General features: G+C 71.4%; 16 protein-coding genes. 7 read left to right on the top strand and 9 right to left on the bottom strand.

Features of this window, described 5'->3' with window-relative positions; genetic code table 11:
• Positions 1-154: 154 nt before the first annotated feature.
• Positions 155-1,147 carry a magnesium/cobalt transporter CorA gene (corA, locus tag KMS84_RS26090; protein WP_256918895.1) on the bottom strand — a complete coding sequence of 331 codons (993 nt, stop codon included), beginning with the start codon at positions 1,145-1,147 and terminating at the stop codon, positions 155-157.
• Between the two features lie 62 nt (positions 1,148-1,209).
• Between corA and KMS84_RS26085 the strand changes: the two genes are divergently transcribed.
• The 4 genes from KMS84_RS26085 (at position 1,210) to mshC (ending at position 4,760) form a co-directional block, all read left to right on the top strand.
• Positions 1,210-1,896: a histidine phosphatase family protein gene (locus KMS84_RS26085; protein ID WP_256918894.1), complete on the top strand. Its 687-nt coding sequence runs from the start codon at positions 1,210-1,212 to the stop codon at positions 1,894-1,896.
• A gap of 111 nt (positions 1,897-2,007) precedes the next feature.
• On the top strand, positions 2,008-2,598 hold the full coding sequence (locus KMS84_RS26080; RefSeq protein ID WP_256918893.1) for a DUF3090 domain-containing protein: 591 nt from the start codon (positions 2,008-2,010) through the stop codon (positions 2,596-2,598).
• Positions 2,562-3,395: an SCO1664 family protein gene (locus KMS84_RS26075; protein ID WP_256918892.1), complete on the top strand. Its 834-nt coding sequence runs from the start codon at positions 2,562-2,564 to the stop codon at positions 3,393-3,395. The genes KMS84_RS26080 and KMS84_RS26075 overlap by 37 nt, the downstream gene beginning before the upstream one ends.
• 135 nt (positions 3,396-3,530) lie before the next feature.
• Complete coding sequence (gene mshC, locus KMS84_RS26070) at positions 3,531-4,760, top strand: cysteine--1-D-myo-inosityl 2-amino-2-deoxy-alpha-D-glucopyranoside ligase (protein ID WP_256918891.1); 1,230 nt, start codon at positions 3,531-3,533, stop codon at positions 4,758-4,760.
• Between the two features lie 83 nt (positions 4,761-4,843).
• Here the strand turns inward: mshC and KMS84_RS26065 are convergent, their stop codons facing one another.
• The 6 genes from KMS84_RS26065 to KMS84_RS26040 form a co-directional block, all read right to left on the bottom strand.
• Complete coding sequence (locus KMS84_RS26065; protein ID WP_256918890.1) at positions 4,844-5,779, bottom strand: PAC2 family protein; 936 nt, start codon at positions 5,777-5,779, stop codon at positions 4,844-4,846.
• A 255-nt stretch (positions 5,780-6,034) separates the two neighbouring features.
• The gene (locus tag KMS84_RS26060; protein ID WP_256918889.1) at positions 6,035-6,706 is read right to left on the bottom strand and encodes a FadR/GntR family transcriptional regulator; all 672 of its coding nucleotides are present in this window, start codon (positions 6,704-6,706) and stop codon (positions 6,035-6,037) included.
• 308 nt (positions 6,707-7,014) lie between these two features.
• On the bottom strand, positions 7,015-8,631 hold the full coding sequence (locus KMS84_RS26055) for a glycerol-3-phosphate dehydrogenase/oxidase (RefSeq protein ID WP_256918888.1): 1,617 nt from the start codon (positions 8,629-8,631) through the stop codon (positions 7,015-7,017).
• 8 nt (positions 8,632-8,639) lie between these two features.
• Positions 8,640-10,178, bottom strand: a complete 1,539-nt coding sequence (gene glpK, locus KMS84_RS26050) for a glycerol kinase GlpK (RefSeq protein WP_256918887.1) — start codon at positions 10,176-10,178, stop codon at positions 8,640-8,642.
• Positions 10,179-10,251: 73 nt separating this feature from the next.
• On the bottom strand, positions 10,252-11,046 hold the full coding sequence (locus tag KMS84_RS26045; protein WP_256918886.1) for an MIP/aquaporin family protein: 795 nt from the start codon (positions 11,044-11,046) through the stop codon (positions 10,252-10,254).
• A gap of 378 nt (positions 11,047-11,424) precedes the next feature.
• The gene (locus KMS84_RS26040) at positions 11,425-12,189 is read right to left on the bottom strand and encodes an IclR family transcriptional regulator (protein ID WP_256918885.1); all 765 of its coding nucleotides are present in this window, start codon (positions 12,187-12,189) and stop codon (positions 11,425-11,427) included.
• 379 nt (positions 12,190-12,568) lie between these two features.
• Here KMS84_RS26040 and metH point away from each other — a divergent pair, with 379 nt between their 5' ends.
• The 3 genes from metH to KMS84_RS26025 all read left to right on the top strand — a co-directional run bounded on the left by metH (position 12,569) and on the right by KMS84_RS26025 (position 19,001).
• Positions 12,569-16,087: a methionine synthase gene (gene metH, locus KMS84_RS26035; protein ID WP_256918884.1), complete on the top strand. Its 3,519-nt coding sequence runs from the start codon at positions 12,569-12,571 to the stop codon at positions 16,085-16,087.
• Between the two features lie 131 nt (positions 16,088-16,218).
• Positions 16,219-16,917 (top strand): HAD family hydrolase, encoded by a 699-nt coding sequence (locus tag KMS84_RS26030; protein WP_256918883.1) that lies wholly within the window; start codon positions 16,219-16,221, stop codon positions 16,915-16,917.
• A gap of 476 nt (positions 16,918-17,393) precedes the next feature.
• The gene (locus KMS84_RS26025; RefSeq protein WP_256918882.1) at positions 17,394-19,001 is read left to right on the top strand and encodes an ABC transporter substrate-binding protein; all 1,608 of its coding nucleotides are present in this window, start codon (positions 17,394-17,396) and stop codon (positions 18,999-19,001) included.
• 42 nt (positions 19,002-19,043) lie between these two features.
• On the opposite strand, the gene KMS84_RS26020 is transcribed toward KMS84_RS26025, so the two are convergent.
• Together KMS84_RS26020 and KMS84_RS26015 are read right to left on the bottom strand one after the other, a co-directional pair.
• On the bottom strand, positions 19,044-19,715 hold the full coding sequence (locus KMS84_RS26020) for a response regulator (protein ID WP_044380401.1): 672 nt from the start codon (positions 19,713-19,715) through the stop codon (positions 19,044-19,046).
• A 14-nt stretch (positions 19,716-19,729) separates the two neighbouring features.
• Entirely contained in the window at positions 19,730-20,779 is a 1,050-nt protein-coding gene (locus KMS84_RS26015; protein ID WP_256918881.1) for a RecB family exonuclease, read from the bottom strand.
• Positions 20,780-21,071 lie beyond the last annotated feature (292 nt).

Genomic DNA, 21,071 nt, shown 5'->3' with positions numbered 1-21,071 from the left:
GCCGGCCGAGCGGGCCCGCGGGCGGCCCGGACCGGCCGTCCCCGCCGCGGGCCGAACCGCCGCGGTTGCCGCGGCGGCCGCCCTCGCCGTGGGCCCGCACCGGTCGCCCCGCCCCGCCCGGCGCCCGGGCGCGCGGCAGCCCCGGGGACCGGTCCTACAGCCAGCCGCGGCGCTTGAACAGGCGGAACAGCAGCAGTTCCAGCACGCCCATCACCACGATCACCGCCGGATACGACCACACCCAGTGCAGCTCCGGCATGTGCTCGAAGTTCATGCCGTAGATCCCCGCGATCATCGTGGGGACGGCGGCCATGGCGGCCCACGCCGAGATCTTCCGCATGTCGTCGTTCTGCCGGACGCTCATCTGCGCCAGATGCGCCGAGAGGATGTCCGTCACCAGCCGGTCCAGCCCCTCCACGGACTCGTTCACGCGCGTGAGGTGGTCGCTCACGTCCCGGAAGAAGGGCCGCGCCTTGTCGTTCACGAAGGGCACCCCGGGGCCGGACGCGCCGCCCGCCAGCCGGGCCAGCGGCGGCCCCAGCGGGCCCGTGGCCCGGCGGAACTCCAGGATCTGCCGCTTGAAGGTGTAGATCCGCGACGCGGTGTTGCGCGAACCGCCGCCGTCCGGCGAGAACACCTCCGCCTCCAGTTCCTCCAGGTCGGTCTGCAACTCCGTCGCCACGTCCAGGTAGTGGTCCACGGTCGCGTCGGCGATCGCGTACACCACCGCCGTGGGCCCCTTGGCGAGCAGCTTGCGCTCGTGCTCGAGCCGGTGCCGCACGGCGGCCAGCGGCGCGCCCTCGCCGTGCCGGACGGTCACCACGAAGGAGTCGCCGAGGAAGACCATCACCTCGCCGGAGGAGACCGTGTCGCTCTCGGGCTCGTAGACGACGGGCTTGAACACCAGGAACAGCGAGTCGTCGTACACCTCCAGCTTGGGCCGCTGGTGGGCCTTGAGGGCGTCCTCGACGGCGAGCGGGTGCAGCCCGAACTCCCGCGTGACGAGGTCGAACTCCTTCTCGGTGGGCTCGTGCAGCCCGACCCAGACGAAGCCGCCCCCGGCCCGTGCCGCGTCCACGGCGTCGGAGAAGTCCTCCGGACCCTCCGTGCGACGTCCCTCGCGGTAGATGGCGCAGTCCACGATCACCGGTCGTTGTCTCCCTTCGAGCGCCCACCGGCGCACACGCGCGTGCGCCTACCCTGGGCCGCATGCCCACGTTGATCCTCGTCCGGCACGGCCGGTCCACCGCCAACACCTCCGCAGTGCTCGCCGGCTGGACGCCCGGCGTCGCCCTCGACGAGCGCGGCACGGCACAGGCCGCCGCGCTGCCCGGCAGGCTCGAGGGACTGCCGATCAGTGAGGTGGTGGCGAGCCCGCTTCAGCGCTGCCAGGAGACCCTGCGACCCCTCCTCGACGCCCGCCCCGGGCTGCGCGCCCACACCGACGAGCGGATCGGGGAGTGCCACTACGGTGACTGGTCGGGGCGCAAGCTCGCCGAGCTCATGGACGAGCCGCTGATGGAGGTCGTGCAGTCGCACCCCTCCGCGGCCGCCTTCCCCGGCGGCGAGTCCCTGCGGAGCATGCAGACGCGCGCCGCCGAGGCGGTGCGCGAGTGGAACGCGCGCGTGGAGCGCGACCACGGCGCCGACGCCGTCTATCTCATGTGCTCGCACGGCGACATCATCAAGTCGCTCGTCGCGGACGCACTCGGACTTCATCTCGACCTCTTCCAGCGGATCTCTGTGGAACCTTGTTCCATCACCGCGATCCGTTACACCCGGCTGCGTCCCTTTCTCGTGCGTCTCGGCGACACCGGCGATCTCGCCTCCCTGGCGCCGCGCGAGGAGCCGACCACGGGGGACGCCCCGGTCGGGGGCGGTGCGGGCGCACCGTGATCGTCGGCCGCAGTAGGGTGAAGCGGTCCGCAAACGCGCGCGTACCCGCAGGGACGTCCCCCCAGTCGTTCCCAGAACCACGATGACCCACGACTTCCATGGAGACAGGACGTGTCCCGTCAGGTGTTCCTCTACGACCCCCCGGACCGTTTCGTGGCCGGTACGGTCGGGCTGCCCGGGCGCCGGACCTTCTTCCTCCAGGCCACCGCAGCCGGTCGGGTGACCAGTGTGGCCCTGGAGAAGACCCAGGTCGCCGCGCTCGCCGAGCGCATGGACGAACTGCTGGACGAGGTCGTGCGCCGCAGCGGCGGCAGCGCCATGGTGCCCGCGGTCTCGCCCACCGAGAACAGCGACACCGCTCCCCTCGACACCCCGATCGAGGAGGAGTTCCGGGTCGGCACCATGGCCCTCGCCTGGGACGGCGAGGAACAGCGCATGATCGTCGAGGCGCAGGCCCTCGTGGAACTCGAGGCCGACTCCGAGGAGGACCTCGCCGAGGCCGAGGAACGGCTCCTCCAGGACGAGGAGAACGGGCCCCCGATGCTGCGGGTCCGCCTCACCGGCGCCCAGGCGAGAGCCTTCGCCAAGCGCGCCCTCGACGTCGTCAACGCCGGCCGGCCGCCGTGCCCGCTGTGCAGCCTGCCGCTCGACCCGGAAGGACACGTATGTCCGCGCCAGAACGGATACCGCCGGGGAGCGTGACGACCGCCGACCCCGCCCTCGCCGACCTCCTCGCCCACGGCGCGCTCACGGTCCGCGGGCGCATCCGCGACGCCTCGAACGCGGCCCTGTACTGCACCGTCGCGCACGAGGGCCGCGAGGCCGCCTGCGTCTACAAGCCGGTGGCGGGGGAGCGGCCCCTGTGGGACTTCCCCGACGGGTCCCTCGCCCGGCGCGAGGTCGCCGCCTACGAGGTCTCCCGGGCCACCGGATGGGACCTCGTCCCGCCCACCGTGCTGCGGGACGGACCGTACGGCGAGGGCATGTGCCAGCTCTGGGTCGAGACGGCCCCGGAGTCCGAGCTGCTCGCGCTGGTGGACGGCGAGGAGCCCGGGCCGGGCTGGAAGGCGATCGGCTTCGCGGAGGTCGGCGAGGGCCGGACCGCGCTGCTCGTGCACGCCGACGACGAACGGCTGCGCCGGCTCGCCGTGCTCGACGCGGTGATCAACAACGCCGACCGCAAGGGCGGCCACCTGCTGCCCACCGCCGAGGGCCGCCTGTACGGCATCGACCACGGCGTCACCTTCAACGCCGAGAACAAGCTGCGCACGCTCCTGTGGGGCTGGGCCGGGCAGCCCCTGACCGCGGAGGCCGTCGAGGTCCTGCGGGGCCTCAGGAGCGCCCTGGAGGACGGCGGACGGCTCGCTGCCACGCTGAGCGGGCTCATCACGCCCGCGGAACTCGACGCCACCCGCGCGCGGACCGAGGCCCTGCTCGAGTCCGGGACGCACCCCGAGCCGAGCGGCGAGTGGCCGGCGATCCCCTGGCCACCGGTCTAGGACCTCGACCACCCGCGCGCGGGAGGGCCGCGGGCGCCGTCGCGCACACCGGATCCCGACCCGCAAGAGCGCCTTCCCGGCCATCTGGTCCGCTCCGGTTCGTACGCGCAACTTCCGTCCGGTTACGCTCATGACATGCATGCCTGGCCCGCTTCCGAGGTCCCCGCCCTGCCTGGTCAGGGCCGCGACCTGAGGATCCACGACACCGCGACCGGCGGTACGGTCTCCCTCGACCCCGGTCCCGTCGCCCGTATCTACGTCTGCGGCATCACGCCGTACGACGCGACCCACATCGGTCACGCGGCGACCTACAACGCGTTCGACCTCGTCCAGCGCGTGTGGCTCGACACCAAGCGGCAGGTTCACTACGTCCAGAACGTGACCGACGTCGACGACCCCCTCCTGGAGCGGGCCGAACGCGACGGCGTCGACTGGGTCGCCCTCGCCGAGAAGGAGACGGCCCTCTTCCGCGAGGACATGACGGCCCTGCGGATGCTCCCGCCGCAGCACTACATAGGCGCCGTCGAGGCGATACCCGGCATCGTCCCGCTCGTCGAGCGGCTGCGGGACGCGGGCGCGGCCTACGAACTCGACGGCGACGTCTACTTCTCCGTCGAGGCCGACCCGGACTTCGGCAAGGTGGCGAACCTGGACGTCGCGACCATGCGGCAGCTGTCCGCCGAGCGCGGCGGCGACCCGGACCGCCCGGGCAAGAAGAACCCGCTCGACCCCATGCTGTGGATGGCCGCCCGCGAGGGCGAGCCCAGCTGGGACGGCGGCTCGCTCGGCCGCGGCCGGCCCGGCTGGCACATCGAGTGCGTGGCCATCGCCCTGGACCACCTGGGCATGGGCTTCGACGTGCAGGGCGGCGGTTCCGACCTCGCCTTCCCGCACCACGAGATGGGCGCCTCGCACGCCCAGGCGCTCACCGGCGAGTTCCCCATGGCCAAGGCGTACGTGCACGCCGGCATGGTCGCCCTCGACGGCGAGAAGATGTCCAAGTCCAAGGGCAACCTCGTCTTCGTCTCCCGGCTCCGCCAGGACGGCGTCGACCCCGCCGCCATCCGGCTCGCCCTCCTCGCCCACCACTATCGCGCCGACTGGGAGTGGACCGACCAGGTGCTGGCGGACGCCGAGGCCCGGCTCGGCCGCTGGCGCGCCGCCGTCTCGCGCCCCGACGGACCGCCCGCCGAGGCGCTCGTCGAGGAGCTGCGCGAGGCGCTCGCCGCCGACCTCGACGCGCCCGCCGCGCTGGCCGCCGTCGACCGCTGGGCCGCCCTCCAGGAGCGGACGGGCGGCACCGACATCGGTGCCCCCGGCATCGTCTCGCGGGCGGTGGACGCGCTGCTCGGCGTGGCGCTGTAGCGCACCGGCACGGTCACCCGCACGAAAAAGGGGCGCCCCCGTACGCGGGAGGCGCCCCTTCGCCGTTCACGGACCCCGCCCGCTCAGTCGTCCGACGAATCGCTGTCGTCCGGGGTCTCACCGCTCGGCTTCGGCGGCTTGGGGGGCCGGGTGCGCTCCCCGGGGTCGGGCGGGCCGCCGCCGTCGCGCCGCCGCAGGTAGCGCTCGAACTCGCGGGCGATCGCCTCGCCCGACGCCTCCGGCAGCTCCGCGGTGTCCCGGGCCTCCTCCAGCGTCTGCACGTACTCGGCGACCTCGGTGTCCTCGGCGGCCAGCTGGTCCACCCCCACCTGCCAGGCCCGCGCGTCCTCGGGCAGCTCGCCCAACGGGATGCGCACGTCGATCAGGTCCTCCAGGCGGTTGAGGAGGGCCAGCGTCGCCTTGGGGTTCGGCGGCTGCGAGACGTAGTGCGGCACGGCCGCCCACAGGCTCACCGCGGGCACCCCCGCGTGCGTGCACGCCTCCTGGAGGACGCCGACGATGCCCGTGGGGCCCTCGTACTTGGTCTCCTCCAGGTCCATCCGCTGCGCCAGGTCGGCGTCCGACGTGGTCCCGCTGATCGGAACCGGACGCGTGTGCGGCGTGTCGCCGAGCAGCGCGCCCAGGATGACCACCAGCTCCACGCCCAGCTCGTGGGCGAAGCCCAGCAGTTCGTTGCAGAACGAGCGCCAGCGCATGGACGGTTCGATGCCCCGCACGAGCACCAGGTCGCGTGGTTTGTCGCCGCCGACCCGCACCACCGACAACCTTGTCGTGGGCCATGTGATCTTGCGCACGCCGGCGTCCATCCACACCGTGGGGCGGTTCACCTGGAAGTCGTAGTAGTCCTCGGCGTCCAGCGCCGCGAACACCTCGCCCTTCCACTCCCGCTCCAGATGCCCGACCGCGGTGGAGGCGGCGTCGCCGGCATCGTTCCAGCCCTCGAACGCGGCCACCATGACCGGGTCGATCAGCTCGGGAACCCCCTCGAGCTCGATCACCCAGCGCCTCCTTCCGACGTGCCCTCGCTTGACCACCCAACCTTACGGCGTTCTGCGGGGGCGCCCGCAGCCCCCTTTCACGGGGGAGTGACCGGATCACTGCCCCGTTCGCCACCTCGGGACACCCCTCGGTGATCGGATCCGTCGCCGATCCCGAACGCCCGGGCGGCGACGCCCGCGTGAGCCGACCGGTGGCGGACGCCCCGTGCCGGGTTCACCGCCGCGCGGCGCGCCCGGCGCCCGCCCGCCCGGACCTCACAGCGACGACCGCAGCCACTGCTCGACGCTCGCGATGTGCACCGTCGCCCAGGAGCGCGCCGCCTCCGCGTCGCGGTCGCGCAGTGCCGCCAGGATCGCGCGGTGCTCGCGCAGGGTGCCCGAGACGGCGTCCTCCTGGGTCAGTCCGCGCCAGATCCGGGCCCGCGTCGTGGGCCCGGACAGCCCGTCGAGCAGCGAGCACAGCACCGAGTTGCCGGCGCTCTGCACGATGCCCCGGTGGAACTCCAGGTCCGCTGCGACCAGTTCCTCCACCGACGGGTCGCCCCCGAGCCGGTCCAACTGGGACTCCAGCGCGTCCAGCTGCTGCTCGCTGACGCGCAGCGCGGCCATCGCCGTGGCGGCCGGCTCCAGGATGCGGCGCACCGCCAGGAACTCCAGGACGGTGTCGTCGCGGTGGAAGTCGACGACGAAACTCAGCGCCTCCAGGAGGAGTTGGGGGTCGAGGCTGGTCACGTAGGTGCCGTCGCCCTGCCGTACGTCCAGGATCCGGATCAGCGACAGGGCGCGCACCGCCTCGCGCAGCGAGTTGCGGGACAGGCCCAGCTCGGCGGCCAGTTCGCTCTCCTTGGGCAGCCGGTCCCCGGGGCGCAGCGCACCCGAGACGATCATGCCCTTGATCCGCTCGATCGCCTCGTCGGTGACTGCCATGTCCGTCCTCCTGTCGTCCCTCACCGAGACATCCGATGTCTCAGCGGCCATTATGCGGCCAGATCGGCGGACTGCCTCTCCCACCGCGATCATCACCCGGGACCGGACGCCCCGGGGGAGGGGAGGGGCATGCGAAAGGGGCGGCTCCATAGGGGTGGAGCCGCCCCTTCCCCGGTTCCGGCCCCGGTACGGCGGGGCCGTCCCCCGGCGCCGGCCCCGGTCAGGGGAGTGGGGCCGGCGGCGGGTCTTCGGGCCCGGCCCGCCACCGGGCGGGCCGCGCTCGTGCGCGGGACGGGTTCCGCGCGGGCCTACTTCTTGTCGAGCAGGTCCTGGACCCTGGCGCGGACGTCGTCCGTGGCCAGGCCGCGGATCGTCAGCGTCGTGCGGCGGCGCAGCACGTCGTCCGCCGTCTCGGCCCACTCGTGGTCGCGGGCGTAGACGACCTGCGCCCAGATCTCGGGCGCGTCCGGGTGGACCCGCTCGCGCAGCTCGGGGTTGTCGTTCGCCAGCCGCGCGATGTCGAAGGCGAGCGAACCGTAGTGGGTGGCCAGGTGCTTGGCGGTGTCGGCCGCCATGCGCGGGCCGGGCGCCGGGTTGTCGACCAGCAGCCGGTGGGCGACCGCGCGCGGGTTGGCGACGCCGGGCAGCGGCAGCTTCCTCGGCAGCGAGGAGACGGGCTCGAAGTCGTCGCCCAGCGGGTGGCCGGGCAGCGCCTCCAGCTTCTGCATGACCGTGCGGCCGATGTGCCGGAACGTCGTCCACTTGCCGCCCGCGACGGACAGCATGCCGCCCCGGCCCTCGGTCACCACGGTCTCGCGCTTGGCCTTCGCGGTGTCGCCGGGGCCGCCCGGCAGCACGCGCAGGCCCGCGAAGGCGTAGGTGATCAGATCGCGGTCGAGCTGCTGGTCGCGGATGGAGAAGGCGGCCTCGTCGAGTATCTGGGCCGTGTCCTTCTCGGTGACCGCGACGTCCGCGGGGTCGCCCTCGTACTCCTCGTCGGTGGTGCCGAGCAGCAGCATGTCCTCCCAGGGGAGGGCGAAGGTGATGCGGTACTTGTCGATCGGGGTGGCGAGCGCCGCCCGCCACGGAGCGGTGCGCTTGAGCACCAGGTGCGCGCCCTTGGACAGGCGGATGGACGGCGCCGCGTTCGGGTCCTCCATCTTGCGCAGGTGGTCCACCCACGGGCCGGTGGCGTTCAGCACCAGCCGCGCGTCGACGCCGAACTCGTCCCCGGAGATCCGGTCGCGCAGTTCCGCGCCGGTGACCCGGCCCCTGGTGAAGCGCAGGCCGGACACCTCGGCGTGGTTGAGGACCACCGCGCCCGCCTCGACGGCCGCGCGGACCGTCATCAGCGCCATGCGCGCGTCGTTCATCTGGTCGTCGCCGTAGACGGCCACGGCCTTGAGGTTGTCGGTGCGCAGCTCGGGCACGTCCTGCGCGGCCTTGGCCGGGGACAGGAGGTGACCGACGCCGTCGCCGAACGCCGACAGCGCGGAGTAGGCGAAGACGCCCGCCCCGAGCTTCGCCGCGCCGTGCGGCCCGCCCTTGTACACGGGGAGGTAGAACGTGAGCGGGTTCGCCAGGTGGGGGGCCACCTGGCGGGAGACCGCACGGCGCTCGAAGTGGTTCTCCGCCACCAGCTTCACCGCGCCGGTCTGGAGGTAGCGCAGACCGCCGTGGAGCAGCTTGGAGGAGGCGGAGGAGGTGGCGCCGGCGAAGTCGCCGGCGTCGACCAGAGCCACCCTGAGGCCGGACTGCGCGGCGTGCCAGGCGGTGGAGATGCCCAGGATGCCGCCGCCGATCACGAGAAGGTCGTACGACGCCTTGGAGAGCTGCTCCCGGGTCTCGGCGCGGCTCGGCTGGGAGCCGGACGCCGGGTGCGTCCCCAGGGCAGGTACGGACTGCAGGGTGGGCTGACTGGTCATTTCGGGTCTTACTCCTCGTCCTCGAGCCAGCCCATGGTCCGCTCGACGGCCTTGAGCCAGCTCTTGTACTCACGGTCGCGGGTGTCCGCGTCCATGCGGGGGGTCCACTCGGCGGCCCTGCGCCAGTTGGCGCGCAGGTCGTCGGTGCTGGTCCAGAAGCCGACGGCGAGGCCGGCGGCGTAGGCGGCGCCGAGGCAGGTGGTCTCGGCGACCATCGGGCGCACCACGGGGGCGTCCAGGAAGTCCGAGAGGGTCTGCATCAGCAGGTTGTTGGAGGTCATGCCGCCGTCGACCTTGAGGGCCGCGAGCTCGACGCCGGAGTCCTTCGTCATGGCGTCGGTGATCTCACGGGTCTGCCAGGCCGTGGCCTCCAGGACGGCGCGCGCGAGGTGCGCCTTGGTGACGTACCGGGTGAGGCCGGCGATCACACCGCGGGCGTCGGAGCGCCAGTACGGGGCGAACAGACCGGAGAAGGCCGGCACGAAGTAGGCGCCGCCGTTGTCCTCGACGGAGAGCGCGAGCGTCTCGATCTCGGCGGCGGTGGAGATCAGGCCCATCTGGTCGCGCATCCACTGCACCAGCGAACCGGTGACGGCGATCGAGCCCTCCAGGGCGTACACCGGCTTGTCGTCGCCGATGCGGTAGCCGACCGTGGTCAGCAGGCCCGAGTAGGAGTTGATGATCTTCTCGCCGGTGTTCATCAGCATGAACGTGCCGGTGCCGTAGGTGGACTTGGCCTCGCCCTCGGCGAAACAGGTCTGGCCGAACAGGGCGGCCTGCTGGTCGCCGAGCGCGGAGGCGACCGGGATGCCGCCGAGCAGGTCGCCCAGGCGGCCGCCGGTGACCTCGCCGTAGACCTCGGCGGAGGAGCGGATCTCCGGGAGCATCGACAGCGGGACGCCGATGGACTCGGCGATCTTCTCGTCCCACTCCAGGGTGTGCAGGTTCATCAGCATGGTGCGCGAGGCGTTGGTGACGTCGGTGTAGTGCTTGCCGCCGTCGACGCCGCCGGTCAGGTTCCAGATGACCCAGGTGTCCATGGTGCCGAAGAGGATGTCGCCCGCCTCGGCGCGCTCGCGCAGGCCCTCGACGTTGTCGAGCAGCCAGCGCGCCTTGGGGCCCGCGAAGTACGAGGCCAGGGGGAGGCCGGTCTCGCGGCGGAAGCGGTCCTGGCCGACGTTGCGGCCGAGCTCGCGGCACAGGGCGTCGGTGCGGGTGTCCTGCCAGACGATGGCGTTGTGGACGGGCTCGCCGGTGTTCTTGTCCCACAGCAGCGTGGTCTCACGCTGGTTGGTGATGCCGATGGCCTTGATGTCGTCGCGGGTGATGCCGGCCTTCTCGATGGCTCCGGCGACGACTTCCTGGACGTTGGTCCAGATCTCGTTCGCGTCGTGCTCGACCCAGCCCGGCTTGGGGAAGATCTGCTCGTGCTCCTTCTGGTCGACGGAGACGATCCGGCCGTCCCGGTCGAAGACGATGCAGCGCGAGGAGGTGGTGCCCTGGTCGATGGCGGCGATGAAGGGGCCGGCGGTGTGCGCGTCGGTCACTGTGTGCTCCTGGGGTTCCAAGGATGAGTGGCTGTCTGTACGGCGCTGCTGACTACGCGTGCAGCTGGTGCTGTCAAGCAAAAGCGACGTTGTAGATGCCTGCAGCGATCGCGCCGCCGATCAGCGGGCCGACCACCGGGATCCAGGCGTAGCTCCAGTCGGAGCCGCCCTTGTTGGGCAGGGGCAGGAGCGCGTGCACGATGCGGGGACCGAGGTCACGGGCCGGGTTGATCGCGTACCCGGTCGGGCCGCCGAGCGACAGACCGATCGAGACGACCACGAGCGCCGTGATCAGCGCGCCCAGGGTGCCCAGGCCGTTGCCCTTGTCGTTCAGGCCCTGCGTGAGGACGGCCAGGACCAGCACGACGGTGCCGATGATCTCCGTGGCCAGGTTCTGCCACACGACGCGGATCTCCGGACCGGTGGAGAAGACGCCCAGGACCGGGCCGGCGCCCGCTTCCTGAGCCTCGACGGCCTTGGCCTCGGTGGCCTGCGCGCCCGGGCCGCCGACGATCTCGCGGTCGGTCAGGTGCGCGTGGAACTGGCCGTAGTAGGCGACCCAGACCAGGGTGGCGCCGATGGCGGCGCCGAGCAGCTGCCCGGCCCAGTAGACCGGAACGTTGCTCCAGTCGTCGTCCTTGATCGCGAGTGCGAGGGTGACCGCCGGGTTGAGGTGGGCCCCGGAGAGGGGGGCCGAGGTGTAGACGGCCGTCAGAACGGCGAAACCCCACCCGAAGGTGATGGCGAGCCAGCCGGCGTTGCGGGCCTTGGAGGCCTTCAGCGTGACGGCGGCGCAGACGCCACCGCCGAGCAGGATGAGTATGGCGGTACCGATGGTCTCGCCGATGAAGATGTCGGAGCTGGACACCCGCGACTCCTTTGTCCTTCGTCCAGGGAAGCCGAACCCCGGGTCCCACCGGGGGTTCGAGCGCCCTCGGGGGTGAGAGCGATGCCGGCCTTTGGCGTTGTCACACTCTAGCGCGTATTGCCGGTAGGTGTTCGACAATGCCGACCGATGGACGGGAGTCTTGCCCGGCCGTCACAGGTGCGTCAAGAGTGTTGTTATCGAAAACGCGATCGTTATTGATCGGTGCAAGACATCGATCTTCGCGTGGGTGCGCATGCACTCGCCCCCGATGTCCGCTTCGGGTCGCTTTTTGCAGGGTATGACAGCGGCCGGAACGTCGTCCGACGTCCCGGCCAGGTCTCACGCACTTCTCGGGCGGACACGCGGGCCGCCGACGCCTCAGAACCGCCCGGCGCCCAGGTCCCGCGACACCGCGCGGGCGCAGTCCCGCACCGCCGCGATCAGCTCGGGCCGCAGCTCGCCGTCGCGCGCCAGCCGCTCCACGGCGCCGGTGATCCCGACCGCGCCGACGGGCATGCGCCGCCGGTCGTGGATGGGCGCGGCGATGGACGCCACGCCCTCCCAGGTCTCCTCCACGTCGGCCGCGTAGCCCCGCGCGCGCGTGAGGTCGAGGATGTGCTCGAAGGCGTCCAGCTCGTACACCGTGCGGTCCGTGAACGGCTTGCGGTCGGCCTCCATGGCCTCGCTGTGGGCCACGGGATCGTAGGCCGACAGCACCTTGCCCAGGGCTGTGGAGTGCAGCGGCTGCATGGCCCCGATCTCCAGCACCTGCCGGCTGTCGTCCGGCCGGAAGACGTGGTGCACGATCAGCACCCCCTGCTGGTGCAGCACCCCCAGGTGGACGCTCTCGCCGCTGGAGCGCGCCAGGTCGTCCGTCCACACCAGGGCGCGTGCGCGCAGTTCGTGCACGTCCAGGTAGGTCGTGCCCAGGCGGAGCAGTTCCGCGCCCAGCTGGTAGCGCCCGGAGACGTCGTCCTGCTCGACGAAGCCCTCCTGCTGGAGGGTGCGCAGGATCCCGTGCGCGGTGCCCTTGGCCAGGCCCGTGGACGAGGCGATGTCCGACAGGCCCAGGCGCCGCTCGCCGCCGGCGAGCAGCCGCAGCATCGCGGCCGCACGTTCGACCGACTGGATGTTCCGTGCCATCGCCGTCCTGCCTCCGTCCCCTTCGACCGTCAACGCACGGCATCTGCTGCCGTCGTTCGGCAATGTCGAACACTACCGGTCCATGTCGACCTCCCGCTAATGGTCGGTCGATTCGTGTTACGCGACGCGTCCCCCGGGGGCGACGCGCCCGTCGCCCGGACGTGCCCGACGCGCCCGGCGCACGGCCCTCCCGGACCGTCCGCGCACCGCGCCGCGGCCGGGCCGGCCGGGGCGGGACCCGTCCGCCCCGTGGACGCCCCTGACCATAAGGCCTCCGTCCCGGCTACCCTGACGGCGTGCGCCCTCCTCGGGAAGCCTCGTCACCCGCATCCTGAGGAGACGCAAAGCCGACAGCCGTCGCATCCGAGGGAGCCCTTTCATGGCCTCTGTGCCGCCGACCCCTTCCGCCGACAGCCGGACCCGTGTGTCCGCGCTCCGAGAGGCCCTGGCCACCCGTGTGGTGGTGGCAGACGGGGCGATGGGCACCATGCTCCAGGCCCAGGAGCCCACCCTGGAGGACTTCGAGAACCTCGAGGGCTGCAACGAGATCCTCAACCTCACCCGGCCGGACATCGTCCGCTCGGTGCACGAGGAGTACTTCGGCGCGGGCGTCGACTGCGTCGAGACCAACACGTTCGGCGCAAACCACTCCGCCATGGCCGAGTACGACATCGCCGACCGCGTGTACGAGCTGTCCGAGGCGGGCGCCCGCATCGCCCGGGAGACCGCCGACGCCTTCGCCGCCCGCGACGGCCGCACCCGCTGGGTCCTGGGCTCCATCGGCCCCGGCACCAAGCTGCCCACCCTCGGCCACATCGGCTACGGCACCCTGCGCGACGGGTTCCAGGCCAACGCCGAGGGCCTGCTCGCCGGCGGCGCGGACGCCCTGATCGTCGAGACCACCCAGGACCTCCTTCAGACGAAGTCGTCGATCCTGGGCGCCCGGCGCGCCATGCGGGCGACCGGCGCCGACGTGCCGCTGCTGGTCTCGATGGCCTTCGAGACGACCGGCACCATGCTGCTCGGCTCCGAGATCGGCGCCGCCCTCACCGCGCTGGAGCCGCTCGGCATCGACATGATCGGCCTGAACTGCTCCACCGGCCCCGCCGAGATGAGCGAGCACCTGCGCTACCTCGCCCGGCACTCCCGCACCCCGCTGCTGTGCATGCCCAACGCCGGCCTGCCCATCCTCACCAAGGACGGCGCCCACTTCCCGCTCGACGCCGTGGGCCTGGCCGACGCGCAGGAGAACTTCGTCCGCGACTACGGGCTGAACCTCGTCGGCGGCTGCTGCGGCACGACGCCCGAGCACCTGCGCCGGCTCGTGGAGCGGGTGCGGGGCGCCTCGCCGGCCGAGCGCAGCCCGCGTCCCGAGCCCGGCGCCGCCTCCCTCTACCAGAGCGTCTCGTTCCGCCAGGACACCGCCTACATGGCGATCGGCGAGCGCACGAACGCCAACGGATCGAAGAAGTTCCGCGAGGCCATGCTCGAGGGCCGCTGGGACGACTGCGTGGAGATGGCCCGGGACCAGATCCGGGAGGGCGCGCACATGCTGGACCTGTGCGTGGACTACGTGGGCCGTGACGGCGTCGCCGACATGGACGAGCTCGCGGGCCGTTTCGCCACCGCCTCGACGCTGCCGATCGTGCTGGACTCCACCGAGGTCGAGGTCATCCGGGCGGGCCTGGAGCGGCTGGGCGGCCGAGCCGTGATCAACTCCGTCAACTACGAGGACGGCGACGGGCCCGAGTCCCGGTTCGCGAAGGTCACCGAACTGGCCAGGGAGCACGGCGCGGCCCTCATCGCGCTGACCATCGACGAGGAGGGCCAGGCCCGCACCGTCGAGACGAAGGTGGCCATCGCCGAACGGCTCATCGAGGACCTCACCGGCAACTGGGGGATCCAGGAGTCGGACATCCTCATCGACTGTCTGACCTTCACCATCTGCACGGGCCAGGAGGAGTCCCGCAAGGACGGCATCGCCACCATCGAGGCCATCCGCGAGCTCAAGCGGCGCCGGCCCGAGGTGCAGACCACGCTGGGTCTGTCGAACATCTCCTTCGGCCTCAACCCCGCGGCGCGCATCCTGCTGAACTCGGTGTTCCTCGACGAGTGCGTCAAGGCGGGCCTGGACTCGGCGATCGTGCACGCCTCGAAGATCCTGCCCATCGCCCGCTTCAGCGAGGAAGAGGTCGCCACCGCCCTCGACCTCATCCACGACCGCCGCGCCGAGGGCTACGACCCGTTGCAGAAGCTCATGGCGCTGTTCGAGGGCGCCACCACCAAGTCCCTCAAGGCGGGCAAGGCGGAGGAACTGGCGGCGCTGCCGCTGGACGAGCGTCTCAAGCGGCGGATCATCGACGGCGAGAAGAACGGCCTGGAGGCCGACCTCGCCGAGGCGCTGCTGACCCGCCCCGCCCTGGACATCGTCAACGAGACGCTGCTGGACGGCATGAAGGTGGTCGGCGAGCTCTTCGGCTCCGGACAGATGCAGCTGCCGTTCGTGCTCCAGTCGGCGGAGGTGATGAAGTCGGCGGTGGCCTACCTGGAGCCGCACATGGAGAAGTCGGACGCCGAGGGCAAGGGCACGATCGTGCTGGCCACCGTGCGCGGCGACGTCCACGACATCGGCAAGAACCTCGTCGACATCATCCTGTCCAACAACGGCTACAACGTCGTCAACCTGGGGATCAAGCAGCCGGTCTCGGCGATCCTGGACGCGGCGCAGGAGCACCGGGCCGACGTCATCGGCATGTCGGGACTGCTGGTGAAGTCCACGGTGATCATGAAGGAGAACCTGGAGGAGCTCAACCAGCGCAAGATGGCGGCCGACTACCCGGTCATCCTCGGCGGGGCAGCTCTGACCAGGGCTTACGTCGAACAGGACCTCCACGAGATCTACGAGGGCGAGGTGCGCTACGCCCGGGACGCCTTCGAGGGCCTGCGGCTGATGGACGCGCTGATCGGCGTCAAGCGAGGAGTGCCGGGGGCGAAGCTGCCGGAACTCAAGCAGCGCCGCGTCCGGGCGAGCGCCGCCGAGACCGTGGTCGAGGAGCGCCCCCAGGAAGGCCACGTGCGGTCCGACGTGGCCACCGACAACCCCGTCCCCGAGGCTCCCTTCCAGGGCACCCGGGTCGTCAAGGGCATCCAGCTCAAGGAGTACGCGTCCTGGCTCGACGAGGGCGCCCTCTTCAAGGGCCAGTGGGGCCTGAAGCAGGCCCGCTCCGGCGACGGACCGAGCTACGAGGAACTCGTCGAGAGCGAGGGCCGCCCCCGGCTGCGCGGCCTGCTGGACCGGCTCCAGACCGACAACCTCCTCGAAGCGGCCGTCGTCTACGGCTACTTCCCCTGCGTGTCCAAGGACGACGACCTGATCGTCCTGGACGAACAGGGCAACGAGCGCACCCGCTTCACCTTCCCCCGCCAGCGCCGGGGCCGGCGGCTGTGCCTCGCCGACTTCTTCCGCCCGGAGGAGTCGGGGGAGACGGACGTCGTCGGCTTCCAGGTCGTCACCGTCGGCTCCCGCATCGGCGAGGAGACCGCCCGGCTCTTCGCCTCCGACTCCTACCGCGACTACCTCGAACTGCACGGCCTGTCCGTCCAGCTGGCCGAGGCCCTCGCCGAGTACTGGCACGCCCGGGTGCGCTCCGAACTCGGCTTCGCCGGCGAGGACCCGGCCGACGTCGAGGACATGTTCGCCCTGAAGTACCGCGGCGCCCGCTTCTCCCTCGGCTACGGCGCCTGCCCCGACCTGGAGGACCGCGCCAAGATCGCCGAACTGCTGCGGCCCGAGCGGATCGGCGTGCACCTGTCGGAGGAGTTCCAGCTCCACCCCGAGCAGTCCACCGACGCCATCGTGATCCACCACCCCGAGGCGAAGTACTTCAACGCCCGATGACGACGTGACGCCCGGCACGCCGCAGGCGCGCCACCGGGCACACTGATCGGATAAGTCGTACACTGGTCGGTCCACTGCAGGCCGGTTCCCCAGCGGGAACCGGCCTGCTCGTCCCTCAAGGAGGTACGTGGATGACCAGCACGGTTCCCGCGCCAGTGACCCGCACGGCCCAGGGCTCCGCCCTGCAGGCCGTGCTCCTCGACATGGACGGCACTCTGGTGGACACCGAGGGCTTCTGGTGGGACGTCGAGGTCGAGGTCTTCGCCGGCCTCGGCCACGCCCTCGACGACTCCTGGCGCCATGTCGTGGTCGGCGGCCCCATGAGCCGCAGCGCCGGGTTCCTGATCGAGGCGACCGGAGCCGACGTCACCCTCCCCGAACTCACCGTCCTGCTCAACGAGGGGTTCGAGGAGCGCATCACCCGCGCCCTGCCCCTGATGCCCGGGGCCGCCCGGCTGCTCGCGGAACTCGCCGAGCACGAGGTGCCCACCGCCCTCGTCTCCGCCTCCCACCGGCGCATCATCGACCGCGTCCTGAGCGCGCTCGGCGCCGAGCACTTCCGGCTCACCGTGGCCGGCGACGAGGTCCCGCACACCAAGCCCCACCCGGACCCCTACCTGTTTGCCGCCGCGGGCCTGGGCGCGGACCCCGCCCGGTGCGCCGTCGTCGAGGACACCGCCACCGGGGTCGCCTCGGCGGAGGCCGCCGGATGCCACGTGGTCGCCGTGCCCTCCGTCGCCCCCATCGCCCCCGCCCCGCGCCGCACCGTCGTCTCCTCGCTGGAGGAGGTCGACCTGCCGTTCCTGCGCGGCCTCATGCCGCTCCGATGATCACCGCCGCGATCATTGGTGAGCGGCCGATGACGCAAATGCGAGAGGCGTTCACCCAGCGTGCACCGTCGATAGCGGGGAATTCGGCGGGGCCGCGCACGGCCGAATTCCGATCTTCACCGAGCGTCGCCCGGCGATCGAATTCCGTGCCGCCCGAACCGTTTATGCGTGTGACGTTCCCCACCCGTCAAGGCCTCGACAGATGACTCTCCGCATGCATGGCGACCCCGCCGCATCCCCGCGGGCGCATCCTTGTGTCCCGATTGGTGAGCGGCTGTACGAATCCTTCCACTGACGGCTGTTCAGTGCGTCCACAACCGGTTTCGCTGCGTGATGGGGCTTCAACTCCGGTGGCCGCCAACCGTCGTGCCGGTCCGGACTAATCTCGTCGCGAGAACATCGCCCTAACCTCGTGATCCGCGGCGCCACCCCTGCATGCCGGATACACGGACCGACAGCTCTGGAGAAACTCGAGCATGAACCGTAAGACTTTGGTGCTGCCGGCCGTGGTCGGTCTGCTCGCGCCCGCACTCGCGGCCTGCGGCGGAACCGACGGCGGGAGCGGCAGCGGTGACGCCATCGTCGTCGGCACCACCGACCGGTTCACGGCCACGAAGGACGCCCCGGCCCCGCTCGACCCGGCGTACTCCTATGACGTCGGCACCTGGAACATCCTGCGCCAGACCGTGCAGACGCTGATGATCCAGCCCAAGGGCGAGGGCGAGCCCGTCCCCGAGGCGGCCCAGAGCTGCGGCTTCACCGACACCGGCAACGAGCGCTACTCCTGCAAGCTGCGCAGCGGCCTGAAGTTCGCCAACGGCGACGACGTGACCGCCCAGGACGTCAAGTTCTCCATCGAGCGCGCCCGCACCATCAAGGCCGACTCCGGCGTCTTCGCCCTGCTGTCCACGATCGACACCATCGAAACGCAGGGCGACAACGAAGTCATCTTCCACCTCAAGACCGCCGACGCGACGTTCCCCTTCAAGCTGTCGACCCCGGTCGCCGGCATCGTCAACCCCGACGACTACGAGAAGAACAAGCTGCGCGACGGCTTCGACGTGGACGGCTCCGGCCCGTACACCCTCAAGGCCGAGACCGACGGCGACCAGATGACCAAGGCCGTGTTCACCAAGAACCCCCACTACAAGGGGACGCTCACGGTGAACAACGACGAGGTCGACATGGTGTCCTACAAGGACACCGACGCCATGGGCACCGCCCTGCAAAAGGGCGACATCGACCTCATGACCCGCACCATGTCGCCGGAGCAGATCCGCAAGCTCTCCGAGACGTCCGCCAGCGGGGACATCGGCCTCGTCGAGCTCAACGGCCTCGAGATCCGCTACCTCGCCTTCGACACCACGGACCCCGCGGTCAAGTCCAAGGCCGTACGCCAGGCGATGGCCCAGGTCATCGACCGCAGCCAGCTCGTCTCCTCCGTGTACGGCTCCCAGGCCGAGCCCCTGTACTCGCTGGTCCCGGCCGGCGTCACCGGCCACTCCAACTCGTTCTTCAACACCTACGGCGACCCGAACGTCGGCAAGGCCAAGGCCCTGCTGGCCGACGCGGACATCACCACCCCGGTGAAGCTGACGCTGAACTACACCACCGACCACTACGGTCCGGCCACCAAGCAGGAGTTCGAGACGCTGAAGAAGCAGCTGAACGGCAGCGGCCTCTTCGACGTCACCATCAAGGGCACCGAGTGGGACGCGTTCGTCCCCGCCGAGCGCAAGGGCGAGTACGCCGTCTACGGCATGGGCTGGTTCCCCGACTTCCCCGACGCCGACAACTTCGTCGCGCCCTTCCTGGACAAGGACAACTTCCTCAAGTCGCCCTACTCCAACGGCGAGATCATCAACAAGCTCATCCCGTCCTCCCGTCGCGAGGCCGACCGCCTCAGCGCCGCCACGCCTCTCACCGAGGCCCAGGACATCGTCGCCAAGGACGTCCCGATCCTTCCGCTGTGGCAGGGCAAGCAGTTCGTCGCCGCCAACAACGACGTCACCGGCACCGCCTACGTGCTCAACTCCTCCGCCACCCTGCAACTCTGGGAGCTCGGCCGGGGCTCCAGCAGCTGACCTGCCGACGAGCCTCACGCACCACGCACGACGAAGACGCGCCTACTGCGCGCCCGGACGCACCAGGCCGCTCTCGTAGGCGTACACCGCGGCCTGCACCCGGTCGCGCAGCCCCAGCTTCGTCAGCACATGCCCCACATGCGTCTTCACCGTGGTCTCGCTGACGAACAGGTCCGCCGCGATCTCGGCGTTCGACAGACCCCGGGCCACCAGCTTCAGCACCTCCACCTCGCGGTCGGTGAGCGTGTGCAGGGTGTCCGGCACCGGCTCGTCGCCCGACGGCAGATGCGTGGCGTACTTGTCGAGCAGCCGACGCGTGATGCTCGGCGCCAGCATGGCCTCGCCCGCGGCCACCACCCGGATCGCCTGCACCAGTTCGACCGCCGGCGCGTCCTTCAGCAGGAACCCGCTCGCCCCCGCCCGCAGGGCCTCCACCACGTACTCGTCGAGATCGAACGTCGTCAGCACCAGCACCTTCGCCGGGCCGTCCCGCCCGGGACCGGTGATCTGACGGGTCGCCTCCACCCCGTCCATCCGCGGCATGCGAATGTCCATCAGCACCACATCGGGCTGCAACGCCCGCACCTGGTCCAGAGCCTGGAGGCCGTCTCCGGCCTCGCCGACGACCGCGATGTCCTGCTCGGCCTCCAGAATCATCCGGAAGCCCGTGCGCAGCAGCGGCTGGTCGTCGACCAGTAGGACGCGGATGGCCACGTGAATCTCCTTCTCTAGCCCGGCCCCATTCTGCCCTGCGCCCCACCCTCCGACTCGGCCGCCCTCACCGGCTCCGGCGCCGACGACGCCACCGCCAGCGGATACGGCGGGGGAGTGCCGCCGAACTCCGGACAGTGCGCCTGGTGATCGCACCAGCCGCACAGCTTCGTCGGCCGGGGACGCCACTCACCCGTGCGCGTCGCCTCCCGGATCGCCTCCCACAACGCGAGCAGCTTGCGCTCCACACGCTCCAGATCCGCGAGCACCGGATCGTAGGTCAGCACGTCCCCGCTGCCCAGGTAGACCAGTTGCAGCCGCCGCGGGACCACGTTCTTCAGCCGCCACACCACCAGCGCGTAGAACTTCATCTGGAACAGCGCGCCCTCGGCGTACTCCGGCCGCGGCGCCTTGCCCGTCTTGTAGTCGACGATCCGCACCTCGCCCGTCGGCGCCACGTCGACCCGGTCGATGATCCCGCGCAGCCGCAGCCCGGACTCCAGCTCCGTCTCCACGAACAGCTCCCGCTCGGCCGGCTCCAACCGCGTCGGATCCTCCAGCGTGAACCAGCGCTCCACCAGCCGCTCCGCCTCCGCCAGCCACCCCGCCAGCCGCTCGCCCTCGGGATCGTCGGCGAACAGCTCCACCACCTCCGGCCGGCTCTCGCGCAACCGGTCCCACTGGCCCGGGATCAGCGACTTCGCCCGCGGCGCCGTCCGCTCCGCCGCCGGAGCGTCGAACAGCCGCTCCAGCACCGCGTGCACCAGCGTCCCCCGCGTCGCCGCCGGACTCGGCTTCTCCGGCAACCGGTCGATCACCCGGAACCGGTACAGCAGCGGGCACTGCATGAAATCACCGGCGCGCGACGGCGACAGCGAAGCGGGCGCCACGGCCACCGGCCCCACCGCCCCGGACCCCACCGCCTGCGACACCACCGCCTCGGACGACAGCGCCTCGGAGATCACCGCCCCGGACCCCACCGCGACCTCACCCGGCGCACCGCCCTCCGGACCCTCCACGACACCGCCGCCGCCCACCGGGACGACGTCCTCGCTGCTGCTCTCCATGACCACAGACCTTACGGCCCGCCACCGACAGTCACCCCCGCCCGCACCGCGCCCACGCCCCGGACACCGGGGACCCACCGGGAAACACGGGGGGTGCCGGGGCGGAACAGATCACCGCCGCCGCATACCATCGGTCCCAGACCCTCCCGCCCGGCACCGGCGGGAGACGCTTCGATCGAGGGGACACCGTGGTGGAAAGCGGCGGGAGCGGGCGGCCGCGGCCGGACAGCGAAGAGTCGGCCGAGCACCCCTCCACACCTGCGTCCCCGGCCGTCGACCCCCGGCCCAGCCC

Origin of the sequence: Streptomyces hilarionis, from assembly GCF_024539675.1 — a bacterium.
In the GTDB taxonomy this organism is placed as follows: Bacteria; Actinomycetota; Actinomycetes; order Streptomycetales; family Streptomycetaceae; genus Streptomyces; species Streptomyces hilarionis.
The sequence above is the reverse complement of the archived record's forward strand: the minus strand, read 5'-3'. Positions and strand labels throughout refer to the sequence as shown.

Coding starts and splice junctions, on each gene's coding strand:
- KMS84_RS26085 (WP_256918894.1), top strand. CDS start 1,210: ATGCCCACGTTGATCCTCGTCCGGCACGGCCGGTCCACCGCCAACACC.
- KMS84_RS26075 (WP_256918892.1), top strand. CDS start 2,562: ATGTCCGCGCCAGAACGGATACCGCCGGGGAGCGTGACGACCGCCGAC.
- mshC (WP_256918891.1), top strand. CDS start 3,531: ATGCATGCCTGGCCCGCTTCCGAGGTCCCCGCCCTGCCTGGTCAGGGC.
- KMS84_RS26060 (WP_256918889.1), bottom strand. CDS start 6,706: ATGGCAGTCACCGACGAGGCGATCGAGCGGATCAAGGGCATGATCGTC.
- KMS84_RS26055 (WP_256918888.1), bottom strand. CDS start 8,631: ATGACCAGTCAGCCCACCCTGCAGTCCGTACCTGCCCTGGGGACGCAC.
- KMS84_RS26040 (WP_256918885.1), bottom strand. CDS start 12,189: ATGGCACGGAACATCCAGTCGGTCGAACGTGCGGCCGCGATGCTGCGG.
- metH (WP_256918884.1), top strand. CDS start 12,569: ATGGCCTCTGTGCCGCCGACCCCTTCCGCCGACAGCCGGACCCGTGTG.
- KMS84_RS26030 (WP_256918883.1), top strand. CDS start 16,219: ATGACCAGCACGGTTCCCGCGCCAGTGACCCGCACGGCCCAGGGCTCC.
- KMS84_RS26025 (WP_256918882.1), top strand. CDS start 17,394: ATGAACCGTAAGACTTTGGTGCTGCCGGCCGTGGTCGGTCTGCTCGCG.
- KMS84_RS26015 (WP_256918881.1), bottom strand. CDS start 20,779: ATGGAGAGCAGCAGCGAGGACGTCGTCCCGGTGGGCGGCGGCGGTGTC.